Origin of the sequence: Citrobacter sp. MNAZ 1397 (assembly GCF_023613995.1) — a bacterium.
GTDB classification, from domain to species: Bacteria; Pseudomonadota; Gammaproteobacteria; order Enterobacterales; family Enterobacteriaceae; genus Phytobacter; species Phytobacter ursingii.
The window spans coordinates 1496750-1514013 of record NZ_JAKIVH010000001.1; the positions used below are offsets into that span (position 1 = coordinate 1496750).

The 17264-nt window shown below is 53.1% G+C and carries 14 protein-coding genes; 5 read left to right on the forward strand and 9 right to left on the reverse strand.

Features of this window, described 5'->3' with window-relative positions:
- Nucleotides 1-54: 54 nt before the first annotated feature.
- Together L2097_RS06900 and L2097_RS06905 are read right to left on the reverse strand one after the other, a co-directional pair.
- Nucleotides 55-1176 carry an amidohydrolase gene (locus tag L2097_RS06900; RefSeq protein WP_250352449.1) on the reverse strand — a complete coding sequence of 374 codons (1122 nt, stop codon included), beginning with the start codon at nt 1174-1176 and terminating at the stop codon, nt 55-57.
- Nucleotides 1173-2189 (reverse strand): MsnO8 family LLM class oxidoreductase, encoded by a 1017-nt coding sequence (locus L2097_RS06905; protein WP_250352450.1) that lies wholly within the window; start codon nt 2187-2189, stop codon nt 1173-1175. The genes L2097_RS06900 and L2097_RS06905 overlap by 4 nt, the downstream gene beginning before the upstream one ends.
- A 763-nt stretch (nt 2190-2952) precedes the next feature.
- On the opposite strand from L2097_RS06905, the gene ansP reads away from it, so the two are divergent.
- Entirely contained in the window at nt 2953-4446 is a 1494-nt protein-coding gene (gene ansP / locus L2097_RS06910; RefSeq protein ID WP_250352451.1) for an L-asparagine permease, read from the forward strand.
- Between the two features lie 66 nt (nt 4447-4512).
- Here ansP and yncE read toward each other — a convergent pair whose 3' ends face one another.
- Nucleotides 4513-5574 (reverse strand): 7-bladed beta-propeller protein YncE, encoded by a 1062-nt coding sequence (gene yncE / locus L2097_RS06915; RefSeq protein WP_250352452.1) that lies wholly within the window; start codon nt 5572-5574, stop codon nt 4513-4515.
- A gap of 258 nt (nt 5575-5832) precedes the next feature.
- Here yncE and pqqU point away from each other — a divergent pair, with 258 nt between their 5' ends.
- Complete coding sequence (gene pqqU, locus L2097_RS06920) at nt 5833-7947, forward strand: TonB-dependent receptor PqqU (protein ID WP_250352453.1); 2115 nt, start codon at nt 5833-5835, stop codon at nt 7945-7947.
- A gap of 52 nt (nt 7948-7999) precedes the next feature.
- Here pqqU and L2097_RS06925 read toward each other — a convergent pair whose 3' ends face one another.
- From L2097_RS06925 to L2097_RS06940, 4 genes are all read right to left on the reverse strand, one after another.
- Complete coding sequence (locus L2097_RS06925) at nt 8000-9931, reverse strand: methyl-accepting chemotaxis protein (protein ID WP_250352454.1); 1932 nt, start codon at nt 9929-9931, stop codon at nt 8000-8002.
- A gap of 215 nt (nt 9932-10146) precedes the next feature.
- The gene (locus tag L2097_RS06930) at nt 10147-10803 is read right to left on the reverse strand and encodes a GntR family transcriptional regulator (RefSeq protein ID WP_047370381.1); all 657 of its coding nucleotides are present in this window, start codon (nt 10801-10803) and stop codon (nt 10147-10149) included.
- A gap of 259 nt (nt 10804-11062) precedes the next feature.
- Nucleotides 11063-12100 carry an NADPH-dependent curcumin/dihydrocurcumin reductase gene (gene curA, locus L2097_RS06935; protein WP_250352455.1) on the reverse strand — a complete coding sequence of 346 codons (1038 nt, stop codon included), beginning with the start codon at nt 12098-12100 and terminating at the stop codon, nt 11063-11065.
- A gap of 67 nt (nt 12101-12167) precedes the next feature.
- Nucleotides 12168-12743 carry a helix-turn-helix domain-containing protein gene (locus L2097_RS06940; RefSeq protein ID WP_250352456.1) on the reverse strand — a complete coding sequence of 192 codons (576 nt, stop codon included), beginning with the start codon at nt 12741-12743 and terminating at the stop codon, nt 12168-12170.
- Between the two features lie 38 nt (nt 12744-12781).
- Between L2097_RS06940 and L2097_RS06945 the strand changes: the two genes are divergently transcribed.
- Together L2097_RS06945 and L2097_RS06950 are read left to right on the forward strand one after the other, a co-directional pair.
- A complete protein-coding gene (locus L2097_RS06945) occupies nt 12782-13297 on the forward strand; it encodes a GNAT family N-acetyltransferase (RefSeq protein WP_250352457.1) in 516 nt (171 codons plus the stop codon).
- Nucleotides 13297-13746 (forward strand): DMT family transporter, encoded by a 450-nt coding sequence (locus L2097_RS06950; protein ID WP_250352458.1) that lies wholly within the window; start codon nt 13297-13299, stop codon nt 13744-13746. The genes L2097_RS06945 and L2097_RS06950 overlap by 1 nt, the downstream gene beginning before the upstream one ends.
- Before the next feature lies 1 nt (nt 13747).
- Here L2097_RS06950 and L2097_RS06955 read toward each other — a convergent pair whose 3' ends face one another.
- Nucleotides 13748-13981 (reverse strand): YdcY family protein, encoded by a 234-nt coding sequence (locus L2097_RS06955; protein ID WP_047370386.1) that lies wholly within the window; start codon nt 13979-13981, stop codon nt 13748-13750.
- 11 nt (nt 13982-13992) lie between these two features.
- Nucleotides 13993-15591: an ABC transporter substrate-binding protein gene (locus L2097_RS06960; RefSeq protein WP_250352459.1), complete on the reverse strand. Its 1599-nt coding sequence runs from the start codon at nt 15589-15591 to the stop codon at nt 13993-13995.
- 280 nt (nt 15592-15871) lie between these two features.
- On the opposite strand from L2097_RS06960, the gene L2097_RS06965 reads away from it, so the two are divergent.
- Nucleotides 15872-17260 (forward strand): SrfA family protein, encoded by a 1389-nt coding sequence (locus tag L2097_RS06965; RefSeq protein ID WP_250352460.1) that lies wholly within the window; start codon nt 15872-15874, stop codon nt 17258-17260.
- Nucleotides 17261-17264 lie beyond the last annotated feature (4 nt).

Consider the following 17264-nt stretch of genomic DNA (forward strand, 5'->3'; position numbering starts at 1 on the left):
TCATTTTCAGGCAACAGGTTCCCCGGAGCTGTCGCCCCAGGTTGCTTTTTTCCGTTATGGCTGGAGTAAGGCTTTTTCCGCCAGCAGCGCGAAATAGCGAGCGGCGTCTTCGATTAATGCTTCGTCGGGATTAAACGACGGATGGTGCAAGCCATATTCACTGGCGCTGCCGATACTGACGAATGCGCCGGGAATATGTTCGAGGTAGACGGCAAAATCTTCCCCACCCATATGCAACTGTGCGACCTGCGTGTCATAGCCATGCCAGTCTGCAACATCGCGGGTAAAGGCGGCCCAGCGTTCATCATTGACCAGTGCCGATGGGCCTTCGTACCAACGAACGGTAATGTGCGCATCAAAGGCGCGCGCCAGTCCGGCGGCAATATCATTGACGCGGGCTTTCACCTGCTCGCGTACCTCAGTCCGGTGCGTGCGCAGCGTGCCTTCCAGTTCGACCTGTTCCGGCAGCACATTCCAGGTATTCCCGCCCTGCACACGCGTGACGCTCAACACCACCGAGTCCAGCGTGTTGACGTTACGGCTGGCGATGGTTTGCAGCGCGACGACAAGCTGGCTGGCAAGCAGGATGGCGTCATTGCCTTCATGAGGGCGCGCGGCGTGTGCCCCTTTACCGCCGACCTGCAATACAACGCGGTCAACGTTGGCATAAAACGGGCCACCGCGCGTGGCGAACGTGCCCACCGGCAGACCGGGCTCGTTATGCATACCAAAAATGGCGCTGATACCGTTTAGTACTCCCGCCTGAATGAGCCGCTTTGCTCCGCCGAAGTTTTCCTCGGCTGGCTGGAAGATCAGGCGCACACGTCCGGGTAACGCAGACTCTTTCTCTTTTAGCAGCAGTGCGGCGCCGAGCATGACGCTGGTATGGATGTCGTGACCACAGGCATGCATCACCCCTTTATTGCGCGAGGCGTAGGGTACGTCGACCGCCTCTTCAATCGGCAAAGCATCGATGTCTGCTCGCGGGGCAATCACTTTGTCGCCACTGCCCACTTCCGCGACCACGCCCGTGGGTAGCGTGGTGGGCAGCAGACGCAGACCGGCATTTTCGAGCCAGTGACGGACCCGGCGGCTGGTTTCAAACTCCTGCAATGACAGTTCCGGGTACTGATGCAATTCACGGCGCCAGGTAATCAATTGTTGGGCAAAGTTCATTGCGCTACCTCCCGGATGGCCGTTCTCTGACGCCAGGTTTCGCTCAGCAGGCGCAGTGAGGCAATACGCGCGCTGCCGTCAACCAGCGGGTTATCAAGGATGAACTCATCCACGCCAGACTCTGCGGCCAACGCATCCAGACCAGCCAGCACACTTTCTGCGGTGCCTTTAATCAGCGACGGTTCACGGCGATAAATACGCACTGCCGGGCTTCCCGCCTGACGCGCGAAAGCTTGCGCCTGCGCTTCGCTGGCCACGCTAACCCGCTGACCGTTTTCCAGTTCCACTCCCCATATCTCCACCTGCTGCGCGAGGCGTTCGGCTTCGTTTTGCGTGACGGCAATAATCACCTGTACGGCGATAATAACGTCGCGCTGCGTCAGCGCTCGCCACTGTGTGACAACGTCACGCAATAATGTTTTATCGCCATTAAGATGGGCGGCAAAAACGAAGTTCCAGTCGAGTTTTGCCGCCAGGCGTGCGCTGTCCAGGCTCGCGCCGAGCAGAAATCCATCTGCATGGACAGTGGGAAGCGGCGTGGCTACCAGGGATTCCGCATCGGCAGTAAACTGCCCCGGCTTAAGCCAGTTAGCCAGCTCAGCGAGCTGGTCAGCAAAACTGCCTTTATCTTCCTGGCGCAGCCCGCGTTGCAGTGCGCGTGTAGACAGTGGCAGTCCGCCAGGGGCTTTACCGATACCGATATCGATACGACCAGGGGCCAGAGAGGCCAGTACGTTGAAGTTTTCCGCCACTTTATAGGGACTGTAATGTTGCAGCATGACCCCACCGGAGCCGATGCGGATCCGCTGCGTTTGTCCTACAATCCAGGCGATAAGCAGTTCGGGAGATGGGCTGGCCAGTTGGGAAGTATTGTGATGTTCCGCAATCCAGAAGCGGTGAAAACCGCCTTTCTCGGCCAGCTGCGCCATCTGTAACGTTCGGTTTAGTGCATCCTGCGCGGTTTCGTTTTCCGCAATCGGGCTTTTATCAAGCAAACTCAGACGATAAGACATGCAGCACACTCTTGTTGAGTAACATGTCTGCATTATTGGGATGGCTTTACGACCTTGTGAAACAATTAATTTACATTAAATAAGCAAAAAATTTGCAAAGTAGCCCCCTCAAAGCTGAGGAATCCCCCGTAATCTTACGTTTTACAGCGATAACGCCGCTTAATAAGAATAAAACCGTGACAGCGGCGATTTTCTTTGCCGGGAGCCCGGGTCGCCAGGGGGGTGGCGGTGAGCCACCCTGGCACGTTCACGGGTTCTGTCGCGACAGAAAAGCAAGGAACATAAGGTGAACGGAATGGCCATCAGAGCCGCATTCCCCCCCCTCACCCTGGCCCTCTCCCTCAAGGGAGAAGGGACCGTTCGTGCTCGCATTTTTGTGGGGATTCCTTACCCCACAGAGAGACGGTAGTCATTATTTGCGCTTATGAATAAGCCCGCATGCCCCTGTGCCGTGCAACCTCGCCGACATCATCTTTCCTTTTGCATGCTTAGTCATTTCTGCCGCCTTTTTCGCCATATTGAATCAGTTAAACTGCTAAGCAACACTTGTGTCACAAATTCAACTCATCCCCATCATTTTTTCGTCTGGTATGTTTTGCGTCGTCAAAAAAATGCAGGTAGGATGCTGCGCCATGTTATGTCTTATTCATACGTAGAATGATTGAAAAGGCAGAACGCTTTCCCAAAAGAGCAAACGATTGTCTTGCTGCTCTGCGGGGTCGAAGAAATTTAAAAAGATTCAGACAGGTCAACGGGTAACGCAATGAAAACAAACAACAATAACGCGGCGGAGCATCAGGCCGCGAAACGACGCTGGTTAAACTCTCACGAGGAGGGTTATAACAAAGCGATGGGTAATCGCCACGTGCAGATGATCGCTATCGGCGGAGCAATCGGGACGGGGTTATTCTTAGGCGCCGGGGCGCGTCTGCAGATGGCGGGGCCATCACTGGCGATCGTTTATCTGGTTTGTGGTCTTTTCTCTTTCTTTATCTTACGTGCACTGGGTGAGCTGGTTTTACACCGTCCGTCCAGCGGCAGTTTTGTTTCGTATGCCCGTGAATTTATGGGCGAAAAAGCGGCCTACGTCGCCGGCTGGATGTATTTCGTGAACTGGGCGATGACCGGTATCGTGGATATCACCGCCGTTGCGTTATATATGCATTACTGGGGCGCGTTTGGCGATGTACCGCAGTGGGTCTTCGCCCTCGGCGCGCTCGCCATTGTCGGGACCATGAATATGATCGGCGTGAAGTGGTTCGCTGAAATGGAGTTCTGGTTCGCGCTGGTCAAAGTGCTGGCCATTGTCGCTTTCCTGGTTGTCGGGACCATCGTCCTGGGATCCGGGAAACCGCTTGACGGCAACGCAACGGGCTTCCATCTGATTACCGACAATGGCGGCTTCTTCCCCCACGGTTTGCTCCCTGCACTGGTCCTGATCCAGGGTGTGGTCTTCGCCTTTGCCTCTATCGAGTTCGTCGGTACCGCTGCCGGTGAATGTAAAGATCCGGAAAAAACCGTACCGAAAGCGATCAACAGCGTTATCTGGCGTATTGGCCTGTTCTACGTCGGTTCCGTGGTGCTGCTGGTTCTGTTGCTGCCGTGGATGGCGTACCAGCCGGGTCAGAGTCCGTTTGTGACCTTCTTCTCCAAACTGGGCGTGCCGTACATGGGCGACGTGATGAATATCGTGGTCCTGACCGCCGCCCTGTCGAGCCTGAACTCCGGCTTGTACTGCACGGGTCGAATCCTGCGCTCTATGTCGATGGGCGGTTCCGCACCTAAGTTCATGTCCAAAATGAACAAACAACACGTACCGTACGCGGGTATCCTCGCGACGCTGGCCGTGTATGTCGTGGGCGTGTTCCTGAACTATCTGGTTCCGGCGCAGGTTTTTGAAATCGTCCTCAACCAGGCATCAGTGGGTATTATTGCTTCCTGGGGCTTTATCGTGCTCTGCCAGATGCGTCTGCGCAAAGCGATCAACGAAGGCAAAGCGGCGGAAGTGAGCTTTAAGATGCCGGGTGCGCCTTTCACCTCATGGTTGACGCTGCTGTTCCTGTTCTCTGTCCTGGTGCTGATGGCATTTGACTATCCGAATGGCACCCTGACCATTGGTTGTCTCCCGCTGCTGATTGTGCTGCTGGTGATTGGCTGGTTCGGTGTGCGCAAACGCGTTGCGGAAATTCACAGCGGCGCGCCGGTCGTGGGTAAAAGCACCCCGCCTGCGGAGCTTGTGGAAGAAACCGCAAAGTAATCTGACGTGCTGATAATTAAAAAGCCAGCCAGGTATTTCACCGGCTGGCTTTTTTTATGGCTGTGGTTACAGCGCGATACGAATAATGTCGTCCGGCTCTGTGGCCTCTTTCTCTTTGCTTGCCGCCTGTTTCACACTCACATACAGCGTTTTACCGTCGGCAGAGAGCGCCAGGCTGTTCGGATGGGTTGGCGTATCGAAGGTTTTCACCACTTTATAGGTTTTACCGTCGATAACGCTGACTTTGCCCGCCTGTCGATGGGTCACATAGGCTTCGTTACGGGTGGGGTTAAACAGCACGGCCAGGGATTCCGGCGCAGCGACTTTTTGCAGGACTTTCCCGTCACGCAGATCGACGACCAGAACCTCAGGCTCTTTAGAGTCGGTAATAAAGGCGCGGTGACCTGCGGTGTCAAGGCTCAGATTCAAATAGAAGTGTTCTTTGCCGTCATCCTGCAATTTTTTACGCGACAGAATTTTATCGGTCGCGGTGTCGATAGTCAGCAATTCACCGTCACCGTTGGTGACGTAAAGACGCTTCGCCGCCGTATCGATAGCCAGGCCAGTACTGAATTTACCGGTGTCGGCAACGGTGGATTTCAGTTTCAGCGTGTCGCCATCAACCGCCCAAATCACGCTCTCTTTACCGATACCGCTGATATAAACGGTATTGGTCGTTTCATCCACTACCAGTTCGCGCGGCTGCAGTGGACGCACGGTTTCACTACGTTGGCGGTCATCAAGCACCAGGCGCCCTTTCACATCGCCCGTTTTCGCGTCGATTGCCGTTACCGCGCTGTTAACCGTGTTCCCAAACCACAGGGTCTGCGTTTTGCTATTGATAGCCGCGCCAAACGGCTTCAGATCGTTGTGGATAGCCAGCGTCACATCCAGTGTTATCGGATCAAGGCGGTAGACCACGCCTCCTTTATCGACTTTACGGCTCTGTGAGGTAGCCATCCACAGCGCATTTTCCTGCTGGCTCCAGGCCATTTCATAGGCACCTTTACCAACCGGTTTACGCAGCATCTCTTCACTCGCCTGAGCATGAAATGCCCCGGCAAGCAGCAGTGAACCTAACAGTAGTGAACGACGCAGACGTGGCGTGGATAGATAACGTAAAGACATGACGACTCCCTTTGATAAACACAGATAGTTTTGCTTCACATGCTTCCATGACGCCAGGGTCGTAGCCCTGTCTTATTTATTGAGAATAGTAATCATTATTATGTGTAATGTGGAGCATTAAATCTGTTTTTACTGCCATCGGCGGTAACGTCTACACTTTTTGTTAACGTAATGTGCCCTTAAAGTTTTCATGAATTGTTAAAGATATTAACATTACGCCATGTTCCCATTTGGTTCGTTTCTTATTCTGGTCAATTTATGAATATTTTTGCCCTTTCAAGAACGGCGTTTCCCGCGCTGTTCCTTCCGGTCATCTATGCGCCTGCCGTGCTGGCGGCGGACAATGAACAAACGATGATCGTCAGCGCGGCACCCCGCACGGTTTCAGAACTCGACACCCCGGCGGCGATCAGTGTCGTGAATGGCGATGATATTCGTCAGGCCACACCACAGATCAATCTTTCGGAATCGCTTGGCGGCGTACCTGGCTTGCAGGTACAAAATCGCCAGAACTACGCGCAGGATCTACAACTCTCCATTCGCGGTTTTGGTTCCCGCTCGACCTATGGCGTGCGAGGAATCCGCATGTATGTCGACGGTATTCCTGCCACCATGCCTGACGGACAGGGGCAAACCTCGAACATCGATCTCACCAGCGTCGAGAGTATCGATGTTTTGCGTGGCCCCTTCTCTGCCCTGTACGGCAATGCGTCCGGCGGCGTGGTGAATGTGACCACCCAGACGGGCCGACAACCAACGGAACTTGAAGCCAGCAGTTATTACGGCAGTTACGGAAGCTGGCGCTATGGCACCAAAGCCAGCGGTGCGGTGGGTGATGGCACGCAGCCAGGGGATGTGGATTACACGGTCTCCTCGACCCGTTTTGTCACCCATGGCTATCGCGATCGCAGCGGCGCACGTAAAAATCTGGCCAACGCCAAACTGGGCGTGCGTATCAATGAGGCCAGCAAGTTGACGCTGATTTTCAACAGCGTCGACATTAAGGCCAACGACCCGGGCGGCCTGACGAAAGAGGAGTGGCACGATAACCCGCGCCAGTCACCGCGCGCCGTACAGTTTGACACGCGCAAAACGGTCAAACAGACACAGGCCGGATTACGTTATGAGCGCCAGCTCAGCGAGCAAGACGATGTGAGTGTCATGATGTACGCCGGTGAGCGTGAAACCACCCAGTACCAGTCAACTTTTCGCGGTCCCCAGTTGAACCCGAAGCATGCCGGAGGGGTAATCGACCTGACCCGCCATTACCAGGGGATCGATACCCGCTGGACCCATCGCGGCGAATTGTTGATACCCGTGACCGTCACCGGCGGGCTGAATTATGAAACCATGAGCGAACAGCGTAAAGGCTATGAAAACTTTGTGATGGTTAATGGCGCGCCGGATTATGGTCGCGAGGGGAACTTGCGCCGCAACGAACGCAATCTGATGTGGAACGTCGACCCTTATGTGCAAACCCATTGGCAGTTGACCGATAAGCTATCGCTGGATGCGGGTCTGCGCTATAGCTCGGTCTGGTTTGATTCAAACGATCACTATATTACGGCAAGCAATGGCGATGACAGCGGTGATGCCAGCTACCACAAATGGCTGCCTGCCGGGTCGCTGAAGTATGCGGTTACCGATAGCTGGAATCTGTATGCTGCGGCGGGACGTGGTTTTGAAACGCCCACCATTAACGAGCTTTCTTACCGTTCTGGCGGGAAAAGCGGGCTCAATTTCGCGCTTAAGCCGTCGACAAACAATACCGTTGAAATCGGCAGCAAAACACGCGTGGGTTATGGACTGCTCAGCGCCGCGCTGTTCCACACCGATACGGATAACGAGATTGTCACCGATACCAACAGCGGCGGACGCACCACTTATAAGAATGCCGGCAAAACGCGCCGTCAGGGTGCAGAACTGGCGCTCGATCAGCAATTCGCCGGAAACTGGCGGGCAAAGCTGGCGTGGACCTATCTGGATGCGACTTACCGCAGCGAAGTCTGCGGCGACAGCCAATGTAACGGCAACCGTATTCCCGGGATCGCGCGCAATATGGGATTTGCCTCACTGGGCTATGTCCCCGAACAGGGCTGGTATGCAGGTGCCGATGTACGCTATATGAGCGATATCGCCGCCAATGACGAAAACACGGCAACCGCTCCCTCCTGGACGGTGGTCGGCCTGAATACTGGCTACAAGTTTAACTACGGTAACTGGATGATGGATGTGTTCGGGCGCGTGGATAACCTGTTTGATCGTGAATATGTGGGATCGGTGATCGTTAACGAATCAATTGATCGTTATTACGAACCGGCGCCGGGGCGCAATTATGGCGTAGGTTTGTCGGTTGCGTATCGCTTTGAGTGATGGCTGTTGAATAACCAGAGGCCCTCTTTTTGCAAAGAGGGCCTCTGTCGTATCAGAACGTGGTCCAGCCGTCGTCGCTGGTCACCTCAGCAGGTTGACGCGGCGCAGAGACCGGAGGCTGCGGTCTGGCAGGCGCAGATGATTTCACTGGCGCCACGCCAGACTCAAGACGGAATGTCGCGACCAGTTGTTCAAGATGCAGTGCCTGTTCTTCAAGAGAACCCGCTGCGGTTGACGACTCGCTCACCAGCGCCGCATTTTGCTGGGTCGTACTGTCCAGTTCACCCACTGCACGTGCAATTTGCTCGATCCCGCGGCTTTGCTCCTCAGATGCAGACGAAATTTCACCCATAATGTCATTAACACGGGTGACCGACTGCACGACCTGCCCCATCGTTTCCCCGGCTTTTGCCACCAGTTCACTTCCGGTATTAATACGCGACACCGACTCAGTAATCAGTTGCTCGATATCTTTCGCCGCCTGAGAGCTGCGTTGAGACAAACTACGCACTTCGCTGGCAACGACCGCGAAACCGCGACCCTGCTCTCCTGCGCGAGCTGCCTCTACCGCTGCGTTAAGCGCCAGGATATTGGTCTGGAAGGCAATACTGTTAATGACCGCGGTAATGTCTGCAATTTTGTTTGAGCTGTTGTGGATATCATTCATCGTTTTCACCACATCACGCATCACATTGCCACCTTCGCTGGCCGTATTTGATGCCTGTGCCGCAAGCCTGCTGGCGTTACGTGCATTATCCGCGTTGTTTTTCACCGTCGCCGTTAACTCTTCCATACTTGCTGCCGTTTGCACGACAGCAGCGGCCTGTTGCTCTGTACGGGAAGAGAGATCGGTGTTGCCTTCGGCAATCTCCGTTGCCGCACGCGAAACCTGCGCCACACTGTTACGAACATCAAAAATCATCTCGCGAAGACGGCTGTTCATACGACCCATCGCGGCGGTGAGTTTGCCCAGTTCATCGTCGCTTTGCGCGGTGATCTGCGAGCTAAGATCGCCACTGGCGATACGCTCAGCCAGCGCCAGGTTATGGACAACGGGACGGGTGATCTGGCGAATAATCCACCAGGAGACAATAACGCCAATCAGAATCGCGATAATACCAATGATGGACGCCGTGGTGCTGGAGTTATCGGCCAGCGCGTCGTTATAGGTTTTAACGCTCGCAATCAATTTCTTGATGTCGGCGCTGCTGTCATCACCCGCAATTTTGACTTTGTCCTCAGCCGTTTTGATCGCCTGAACCGCCGTAAAGTAGTTGATGCTCAGGTCGCGATAACGGGTGGTTTCGCCCCAGAGTGCCTGCAACGGCGAAACCAACTCCGCCGGAAGCTGGCCAGTTAGCGTTTGTACCGCAGCCTGTGCTTTGTTGAAGCGGTCGTCGAGAATATCGCGCGTCTCTTTCGTCGGGCTAAAACGCACCATTAACGCTGCATCGCGCACCCCACCAATGGCAATGAGTTGATCAAAAATTTGGGCGGTTAATGCGTTATCTGATACCGGCGTGGAGATAAGTGCTGTAAAGCGCGCGCGCTGTTCGTCTGAACCCATCTTGTCCATGGCATCACGCACTGATTTCATGGCATTCGTCGCCTGCTGCATTTCAGCAGACCCGGCCTCGAAGTTCGCCAGATGGCCTGCCAGCGTATGTAAAAGCGCACTCTCTTCATCATTCCATGACAACTCACTCGCACTGGCGGTGAGCTGCGACGCATGTTTTACGTAGTCGGACATGATCGGACCGGCTTTGTCATCACCGTAGAGATACTTCAGACGATTAATTTTGGCCTGGAAGACCTCAATGTTAACGCTATAAATCAGATTGGTTTTTGCATAGACATCGCGGATCTCTTTAAACCGCAAAACGCTCAAAACGGTAGCGATGGCAACCAGAAAAAGGACAATGCCAAACCCGACTGACAGCTTTTTACTGATAGTAATATTTTTCAACCCCTGGCTAAAAGACATCCCAAACTCCTTGCGTCACATCAATGTTAGCGCTCAACTTGGCACTCATCGGTTATCGGCAGGCAGTACAGGGAGTTAAGGGGGAAACACCGTTGAAGATGAAAAACGTGATGATGATGCTCCCCTTTGCCAAATTTTTGGTGAGGAGCATTCTAAAATCATCAAATTGCACTGAATGATTTCAATACTAAACTATCATTCAGCTATTGAACCATTCAGTTATTGAACTGTTTGAGCAGTATGCCAGCGCCTTCATCGATGGTTCGGTATATGGCTTTTTCGCAACCGTTTTCGTCTCCGTTTTCGAAGGCGGATAATAAATCGCCATAATCATATCCAAGCGATAACTCCGGTGATGAAGGATAAAGATAATTAAAGCATGGGCCGATACGAACCCATAATTGTTCAATAATTGCGGCGAGCGTTGGCATTTCCGCATAATGATAAACAGCAAAACGAAATACGCGATTCGACTGCAATGTCAATTCCGTATTTCCGGTTTTTGCAGCTTCAGTAAAAGCCTCAGCAAGAATACGCAATTCGTGAACTTTGCCTGCGGTCATATTTTTACAGGCTGCGCGAACAGCCATACCTTCCAGCTTTTTGCGGATATCACTAATTTCTATGAATCGTACCTTACCCACATCCGGAACAAGGAATGCTTGTGCAGGAGTCGCGTGAAGTGCACCTGCGGAAACAAGCCGAAGTAATGCTTCCCTTACAGGCGTAATACTGGTTCCTAATTGATCGGCAATTTCTTTCGTGATGAGTCGGGCGCCAGGTTTAAGCGCACCAATAATAAGCGCACTCTTCAGACTGGCTTCTACCTGCAGGGTAAGGCTGGTCCGCTGCGCTTTTTCCAAATCAAGCATGTGATTGTGTCCCGTCCAAATTCTTATTTATTTTCAGCCTGGTAGCGTGTCGGTGAACATAATTCCTGAGAATATATTATGTATAATCATGCCTGGTATTGGATGAACGCGTAAAATTAGAACAAAATGTTATTATTTATGCACAACTACCAGGAACCGTTACCGATAAGGTCGTCGATTCCTTATGCTTGTATAATTAAAGACGTTTTTAAAAATTTTGCACGTATTATGATGACGGTTTTCACCGTCACCACCATTTTTAGTCATCCGCGCCTACGCGAATCACAACTTTACCAAAGTTTTTCCCGGCAAGTAAGCCGATAAAGGTCTCTGGGGCGCTTTCAAGTTCGTCAGTGATTTGCTCGCGATAATGGATTTTTCCCTCTTTAACCCACTGCGACATGTCACGCTGAAATTCATTTATGCGGTGACCATAATCCTGGCTAATAATAAACCCTTGCAAGCGAATTCTTTTTTTCAGAAGCGTCCCCATTAATAACGGTACGCGATCCGGACCATCCGGCAAAGCGGTCGCATTATAACCGCTAATTAGCCCACACAACGGAATTCGAGCGGCGGTATTCAATAATGGCAACACCGCATCAAATACCTTACCGCCGACATTTTCAAAATAAATATCGATGCCTTGCGGACACGCTTTAGTCAGTTGTTCGGCAAAATCGCTGGCATGATGATCAATACAGGCATCAAAACCCAGGGTATCGACCGCATGGCGACATTTTTCACTGCCCCCGGCGACACCGACAACCCGACAACCTTTGAGCTTGCCTATCTGACCGACCGTCGCCCCAACCGGCCCCGTAGCCGCAGCCACGACAAGTGTCTCTCCCGCTTTCGGCTGCCCGATATCCAGCAATCCCATATAAGCAGTAAAACCTGGCATGCCAAGTACACCGAGCGACCACGACGGATGTTGGGGATTTTCGCCCAGTTTGATGAGCCCTTCACCACCCGAAATTTCGTAATCCTGCCAGCCGCTATAGCCCAGCACCCAATCACCTTCGTGGAAATCGTTATGTTGTGAGCGTACGACGCGGCTGACGGTCGCGCCGCACATGACGCCATCAATCGGCACGGGAGGACTGTAGGAAGGCGCATCGTTCATCCTGCCGCGCATATAGGGATCAAGTGAAAGGTAGACGGTGCGGAGCAAAACCTGGCCTTCGCCTGGGGTGGCAATAGTGTCTTCTTCAAGTCGAAAATTATCGACTGTCGGCGCTCCCTTTGGCCTTGAGGCCAGGACCCAACGGCGGTTGCGATCATGTTGTTGTTTCATGTAGCTCTCCTGTTCCCATGAAATGTTCTATTGATACTAGTCGTGGAAAACAGGAGATGCACATCCATTATGCGCTGCCCGGATTGAGGCGAACCACCAGATAGCGGCAAGAGGCGTCGGTTTCATTAATAAAGCGGCAGTCGTTCGGCGGTCCGAGTTCCAGGCAATCCCCCGCTTTCATTTCATGGCGCGTATCGCCTTCCATAAATACCAGTTCCCCTTCTTGTAACCAGATTAATTGTCGGGCAAGCGCATAAGAGGACGCTGGCATCGGGATGTTGCTGCCGGCGGGTAAATCGATTTGTACCAGGTCGATGGGGAGATCGCTGCGTGGTGAGATATGACGGCGCAGATAATGCGTCTGTGGGTCGCTCCAGACAGGCTGGTCGGCAAAGCGCAACAGTTTACCTTCCTGCATCTCGGCACGCGCAATCAGGGTAGACATGCTAATGCCAAAAGCCCCGGACAAGCGGGCAAGCAGTGTCGCCGTAGGGCTACTTTCCCCGCGTTCAATCTTATGGATCATAGCGCGGGATACGCCGGCGCGTTCAGCCAGTTCGCTGAGCGACCAGCCTCGAGATTCCCGCTCGACGCGAATTCGCGCACTGATCCGTTGATTTATGTTGTCTGTAATAGTATTCATATCGTAATACTATAGTGAACAACCACAGAGGTTCAACCATGATTATTCGTTACGCCAGCAAAGACGATTGTGCAGCTATTGCAGATATCTACAATCACGCGGTATTACACACCGCCGCCATCTGGAATGACAAGACGGTTGATGTGGATAACCGCATTGCCTGGTTTGAAGCACGTCTGTTACAGGGCTATCCCGTGCTGGTGAGTGAAGAAAGTGACGTTGTCACTGGTTATGCATCGTTTGGCGACTGGCGCGCATTTGATGGTTTTCGCCACACCGTCGAACATTCTGTCTATGTTCATCCGGATCATCAGGGTAAGAAAATCGGCCAGGCGCTGATGGCGCAACTGATTAGCGAAGCCAAACGCATTGGCAAACATGTGATGGTCGCGGGTATTGAATCCCAAAACCATGCTTCTCTCCATCTGCATGAGAAATTGGGTTTTACCATCACCGCGCAGATGCCGCAGGTAGGCACCAAATTTGGTCGCTGGCTGGATCTGACGTTTATGCAGTTGCAGTTGGATAAGCGTCAGGACCCGGATGCCATCTGATGAACCAGTCCCTCACTCTCTGCTTTCTGGTTGCCGCTGGCATTGGCCTGGTGGTGCAAAACACGCTGATGGTGCGTATCACCCAGTCGTCTTCCACTATTTTGATCGCGATGTTGCTGAACTCGCTGGTGGGGATCGTTCTGTTTGTCAGTATCTTGTTGGTGAAACACGGGCTGGCAGGCTTTAGCGAACTGTTGGCAACGGTTCACTGGTGGACGCTGATCCCCGGCCTGCTCGGTTCGTTTTTTGTTTTTGCCAGCATCAGCGGCTATCAGTACGTGGGTGCCGCCACCACCATAGCTGTACTAGTGGCCAGTCAATTGATTGGGGGACTGGTGATGGATGTGGTCAGAAGCCAGGGCGTTGCCCTCAAGGCCCTGATTGGCCCGGTATGCGGTGCGGTACTGTTAGTGATTGGCGCCTGGCTGGTTGCCAGACGCCAGTTCTGATTTACAGGATACTGCCACCTTTGGTGAGCTGTTCGCGTCGCGCTTCCAGATCTTCTTTATGTTGACGACCATGTTGCGCGATCGCATGACGAAGGCGCTGTTGCTGGGTATAACGCTCTTCCCGGCTCAGCGCGCCATCATCGCTCAGTGCAACCAGCAGCGCGTTCATATTTGCAATCACACTTTCTGCAATCGTTGCATCAACGCGGGCAATTACTTCATCCAGATGTGACATGCCTCCCCCTGTTAATTCAGTTTTGCTTTTGAAAAATCGCTGCCCATCAAGCTGACACTGTAACCCGTGACATTACTGCGTGTAGCATAGAAGGTTTTCCCGTTTGCCAGCGCAATCCAGGGCGCCTGTTGATAGAAGACCTCTTGCGCCTGGCCGTAAAGCTCGGCGCGTTTTGCCGGATCGCTGGTCAGTTTTGCCTGCTGTACCGGGCCATCATACGCTTTATCGCACCAGCGTGCGGCATTCGAACCGCTTTTCACGCTGCCACAGCCTAACAGGGTATCGGCAAAATTGTCCGGGTCGCCGTTATCCGACATCCAGCCAAACAGCGCGGTATCATGCTCGCCGCGACGCATCCCCGCCAGGTATTCGCCCCACTCATAAGAGACAATTTTCGCTTTCACGCCTACTTTCGCCCAGTCGCTCTGGATCATCTCCGCAATGCGACGTGAGTTCGGGTTATACGGACGCTGTACCGGCATTGACCAGAGAGTCGTTTCAAACCCCTTCTCCAGCCCGGCCTGTTTCAGCAACGCTTTGGCTTTTTCCGGATCGTAGCCGTAGTCTTGCAGATCTTTTTTGTAGCCCAGCATATTTGGCGGCAGCGGCGATTTTGCCACGGTACCCGACCCCAGGAAGACCGCATCGACAATCGCTTTTTTGTCGGTGGCGTAGTTCAATGCCTGACGCACCAGTACGTTATCAAACGGTTTTTTCCCGGTGTTAAACGCCAGATAGCCGACATTCAGCGCATCAATGGTGTGCAGGGTCAGATCTTTGTTGCCCTTAATCTGCTCAAACTGAACCGGCGCTGGCGCCGGGATAATCTGGCACTCGTTGGTTTGCAGTTTCGCCAGACGGGTCTGGACATCCGGGGTGATGGCAAAAATCAGGTGTTTTGTCGGCACCGCGCCGTCCCAATAGTTGGGGTTCGCGAGATAACGGATTTGCGCGTCGGTTTTGTATTGTTGTAAGACATACGGACCCGTACCGATCGGCCAGTTGTCGACATTCTCCGGCGTCCCTTTTTTCAGCATGGCGTCGGCATATTCCGCCGAGAGGATTGAGGCGAAATCCATTCCCCAGTCAGCCAGAAACGCGGCGTTAGGTTCACTCAGGACAAACTGAACGTGATAGTCATCAACCTTTTTGACATCCTGAATCAGTTTATCCAGCCCAACATCGTTGAAATATTCGTAATTTCCTTTCGAAACATTATGATAAGGATGTTTAGGGTCTTTCTGACGCATGACCGAGAAAATAACGTCATCGGCATTAAAATCGCGGGTCGGTTGAAAGTATTTATTGCTGTTAAATTTGACACCCTGACGCAGCGTAAAGGTGTAGGTTTTTCCGTCCGGAGAGATTGTCCACGCGGTTGCCAACGAAGGAATCGGGGTATTTTTCACCGGATCGAAGTTCACCAGACGGTTGTACAGCACCTGCGAACTGGCAACAAACGAGGGGCCAGAACTGGCGATTTGCGGGTTGAAGGATTCCGGCGAGGCTTCGGAGCAATAGACAAGGGTGTCATAGTTTGCCGCCCACGCGGCACCTGCAGGTAATAATGTGCTCAGCGTCAGCGCGAGCAGGGATTTCCTTGCGAACATAGATTCGGGCCTTATTTATTATCTGGAGTATTAATCTCAGCACAGCAGAAGTGAACTGGCAAATAACGAATCACTATCAGGTTATTCTAATCCAGTTGTTTTTGCTGAATTTTCCAGCAAAATTAACGTTATCATTTAACTTAAACGAACTTCTTGCCGTCAAGGTTTATCAGACGGTCTCAATGCGTCGAGAATTCAATGGTTTTGCGCTCTCTTCTGCCGTTTGTTTGTGATGACATTGCGTACAGTAGACGCGTGAAAAAGTCTATGGGATGAAAACGTGGCAAAAACACTCTTGCGCAGCGGCGATCTTGATGATTTTCAAGCCGTGGGCGGCGGCGGTCAGGCCGTTTTTGATTCGGCATTACAAATTCGTGAAACCCTGCGTCTGCGTAAGCAGCAGGCGCTGGTTGACTGCCTTGCCATACCGCAGGTGAATGATGAAGGCGACCGCGTTGACTGGTATTCCCCTGTTGAAGGCCGCGCCCAGGCATGGAAAGCCGCTGACGAGGATGCGCGTTTTCGTGCCTTACGCTACCTCGAAAGCACCCTGGACAGTGCCGCAACTCTCAGCCGCAAATGTATGCAGTCGCCTAAAACTGCACAGCAACTGTTTGGTTCACTGCTGGAAAAAGCGTTGCAATTTCCTGGTGAAAACCACGTTTTCCTTGTCGACGGTAAGCCGGTAATTACCTTCTGGGGCTTTGTTAATCTCAATGAAAGTGCCAGAGAAGATGTGCTGGAATGCCTGCGTAAAGAAGATATTCCGGAGCCGCTTGCCGTTATCGAACCGGAACCGGAACCTGCCGAAGAACCCGTTGCCACGGTCACGATCAGCCACGCCGACGAGCCGCTGCTCGCCCCGATGCCGGGCGTCAGTAAAATGGTTGCGAAAGACGAACCGATAATGCAGATGGCCTCGCCGGTGGCGGAACCCGAGCCCGTCCCTGAACCTGAACCAGAACCGACGCCAGCCCCGGTACCGGTAAAACGCCGCCGTTACGGCCTGTGGGCCTTGCCGGTTGCCGCTGCCGTGGCGGTAGCGGTTGCCGCGCCATTATTGTTAAATCAGCAGCATGATGCGCCTGCAACACAGCCGAAAATCGGGCAGTCGGCGCCCGTGGTTGCCAGCCCGGAACCTACGCCGGTTGCCGTCGCACGTCATATCCCAGCGCTAAATGCACAACTCCCGCTCCACCAGGCCGAGGTGATTGCGCCAAAAGTGGAAACGCCTGAGCCTGTGGTACATGAGAAAAAGCCGTTGGTGATTACCGCTATCCCGAAAGACGCGCTGGTCATGGACGCGCTGGAAGTCAAAACCGGCTCAACCCGTTTCCTGAACGGTAACTGGCGTGTCGTTATGGACGTGAAAGACCAGTCTACCGGCAAGGATCTGACCATGCGGTTCCAGATTCAGAACAATAAAGGCACGGCGCGTGTGATTCAGGGCAATAATTTGAGCTGTCGCGCCGACCTGTACTCCGGCCTGCACGAAACCGGGGTTTTAATGATTAAGAGTCGCAGCACGGCACGTTGCACCGACGGTTCCCGCTACCCAATGCCGGAGATTTCCTGCAAAGCCGGGACAAATGATATTGCGGAATGCAGTGCGCGCTTTGAAGCAAATAGTACGCCCGTTGCGGTGACCTTCAGAAAAACAGGTGCCTGATTTT

Coding starts and splice junctions, on each gene's coding strand:
- L2097_RS06900 (WP_250352449.1), bottom strand. CDS start 1,176: ATGAACTTTGCCCAACAATTGATTACCTGGCGCCGTGAATTGCATCAG.
- L2097_RS06905 (WP_250352450.1), bottom strand. CDS start 2,189: ATGTCTTATCGTCTGAGTTTGCTTGATAAAAGCCCGATTGCGGAAAAC.
- ansP (WP_250352451.1), top strand. CDS start 2,953: ATGAAAACAAACAACAATAACGCGGCGGAGCATCAGGCCGCGAAACGA.
- yncE (WP_250352452.1), bottom strand. CDS start 5,574: ATGTCTTTACGTTATCTATCCACGCCACGTCTGCGTCGTTCACTACTG.
- pqqU (WP_250352453.1), top strand. CDS start 5,833: ATGAATATTTTTGCCCTTTCAAGAACGGCGTTTCCCGCGCTGTTCCTT.
- L2097_RS06925 (WP_250352454.1), bottom strand. CDS start 9,931: ATGTCTTTTAGCCAGGGGTTGAAAAATATTACTATCAGTAAAAAGCTG.
- L2097_RS06930 (WP_047370381.1), bottom strand. CDS start 10,803: ATGCTTGATTTGGAAAAAGCGCAGCGGACCAGCCTTACCCTGCAGGTA.
- curA (WP_250352455.1), bottom strand. CDS start 12,100: ATGAAACAACAACATGATCGCAACCGCCGTTGGGTCCTGGCCTCAAGG.
- L2097_RS06940 (WP_250352456.1), bottom strand. CDS start 12,743: ATGAATACTATTACAGACAACATAAATCAACGGATCAGTGCGCGAATT.
- L2097_RS06945 (WP_250352457.1), top strand. CDS start 12,782: ATGATTATTCGTTACGCCAGCAAAGACGATTGTGCAGCTATTGCAGAT.
- L2097_RS06950 (WP_250352458.1), top strand. CDS start 13,297: ATGAACCAGTCCCTCACTCTCTGCTTTCTGGTTGCCGCTGGCATTGGC.
- L2097_RS06955 (WP_047370386.1), bottom strand. CDS start 13,981: ATGTCACATCTGGATGAAGTAATTGCCCGCGTTGATGCAACGATTGCA.
- L2097_RS06960 (WP_250352459.1), bottom strand. CDS start 15,591: ATGTTCGCAAGGAAATCCCTGCTCGCGCTGACGCTGAGCACATTATTA.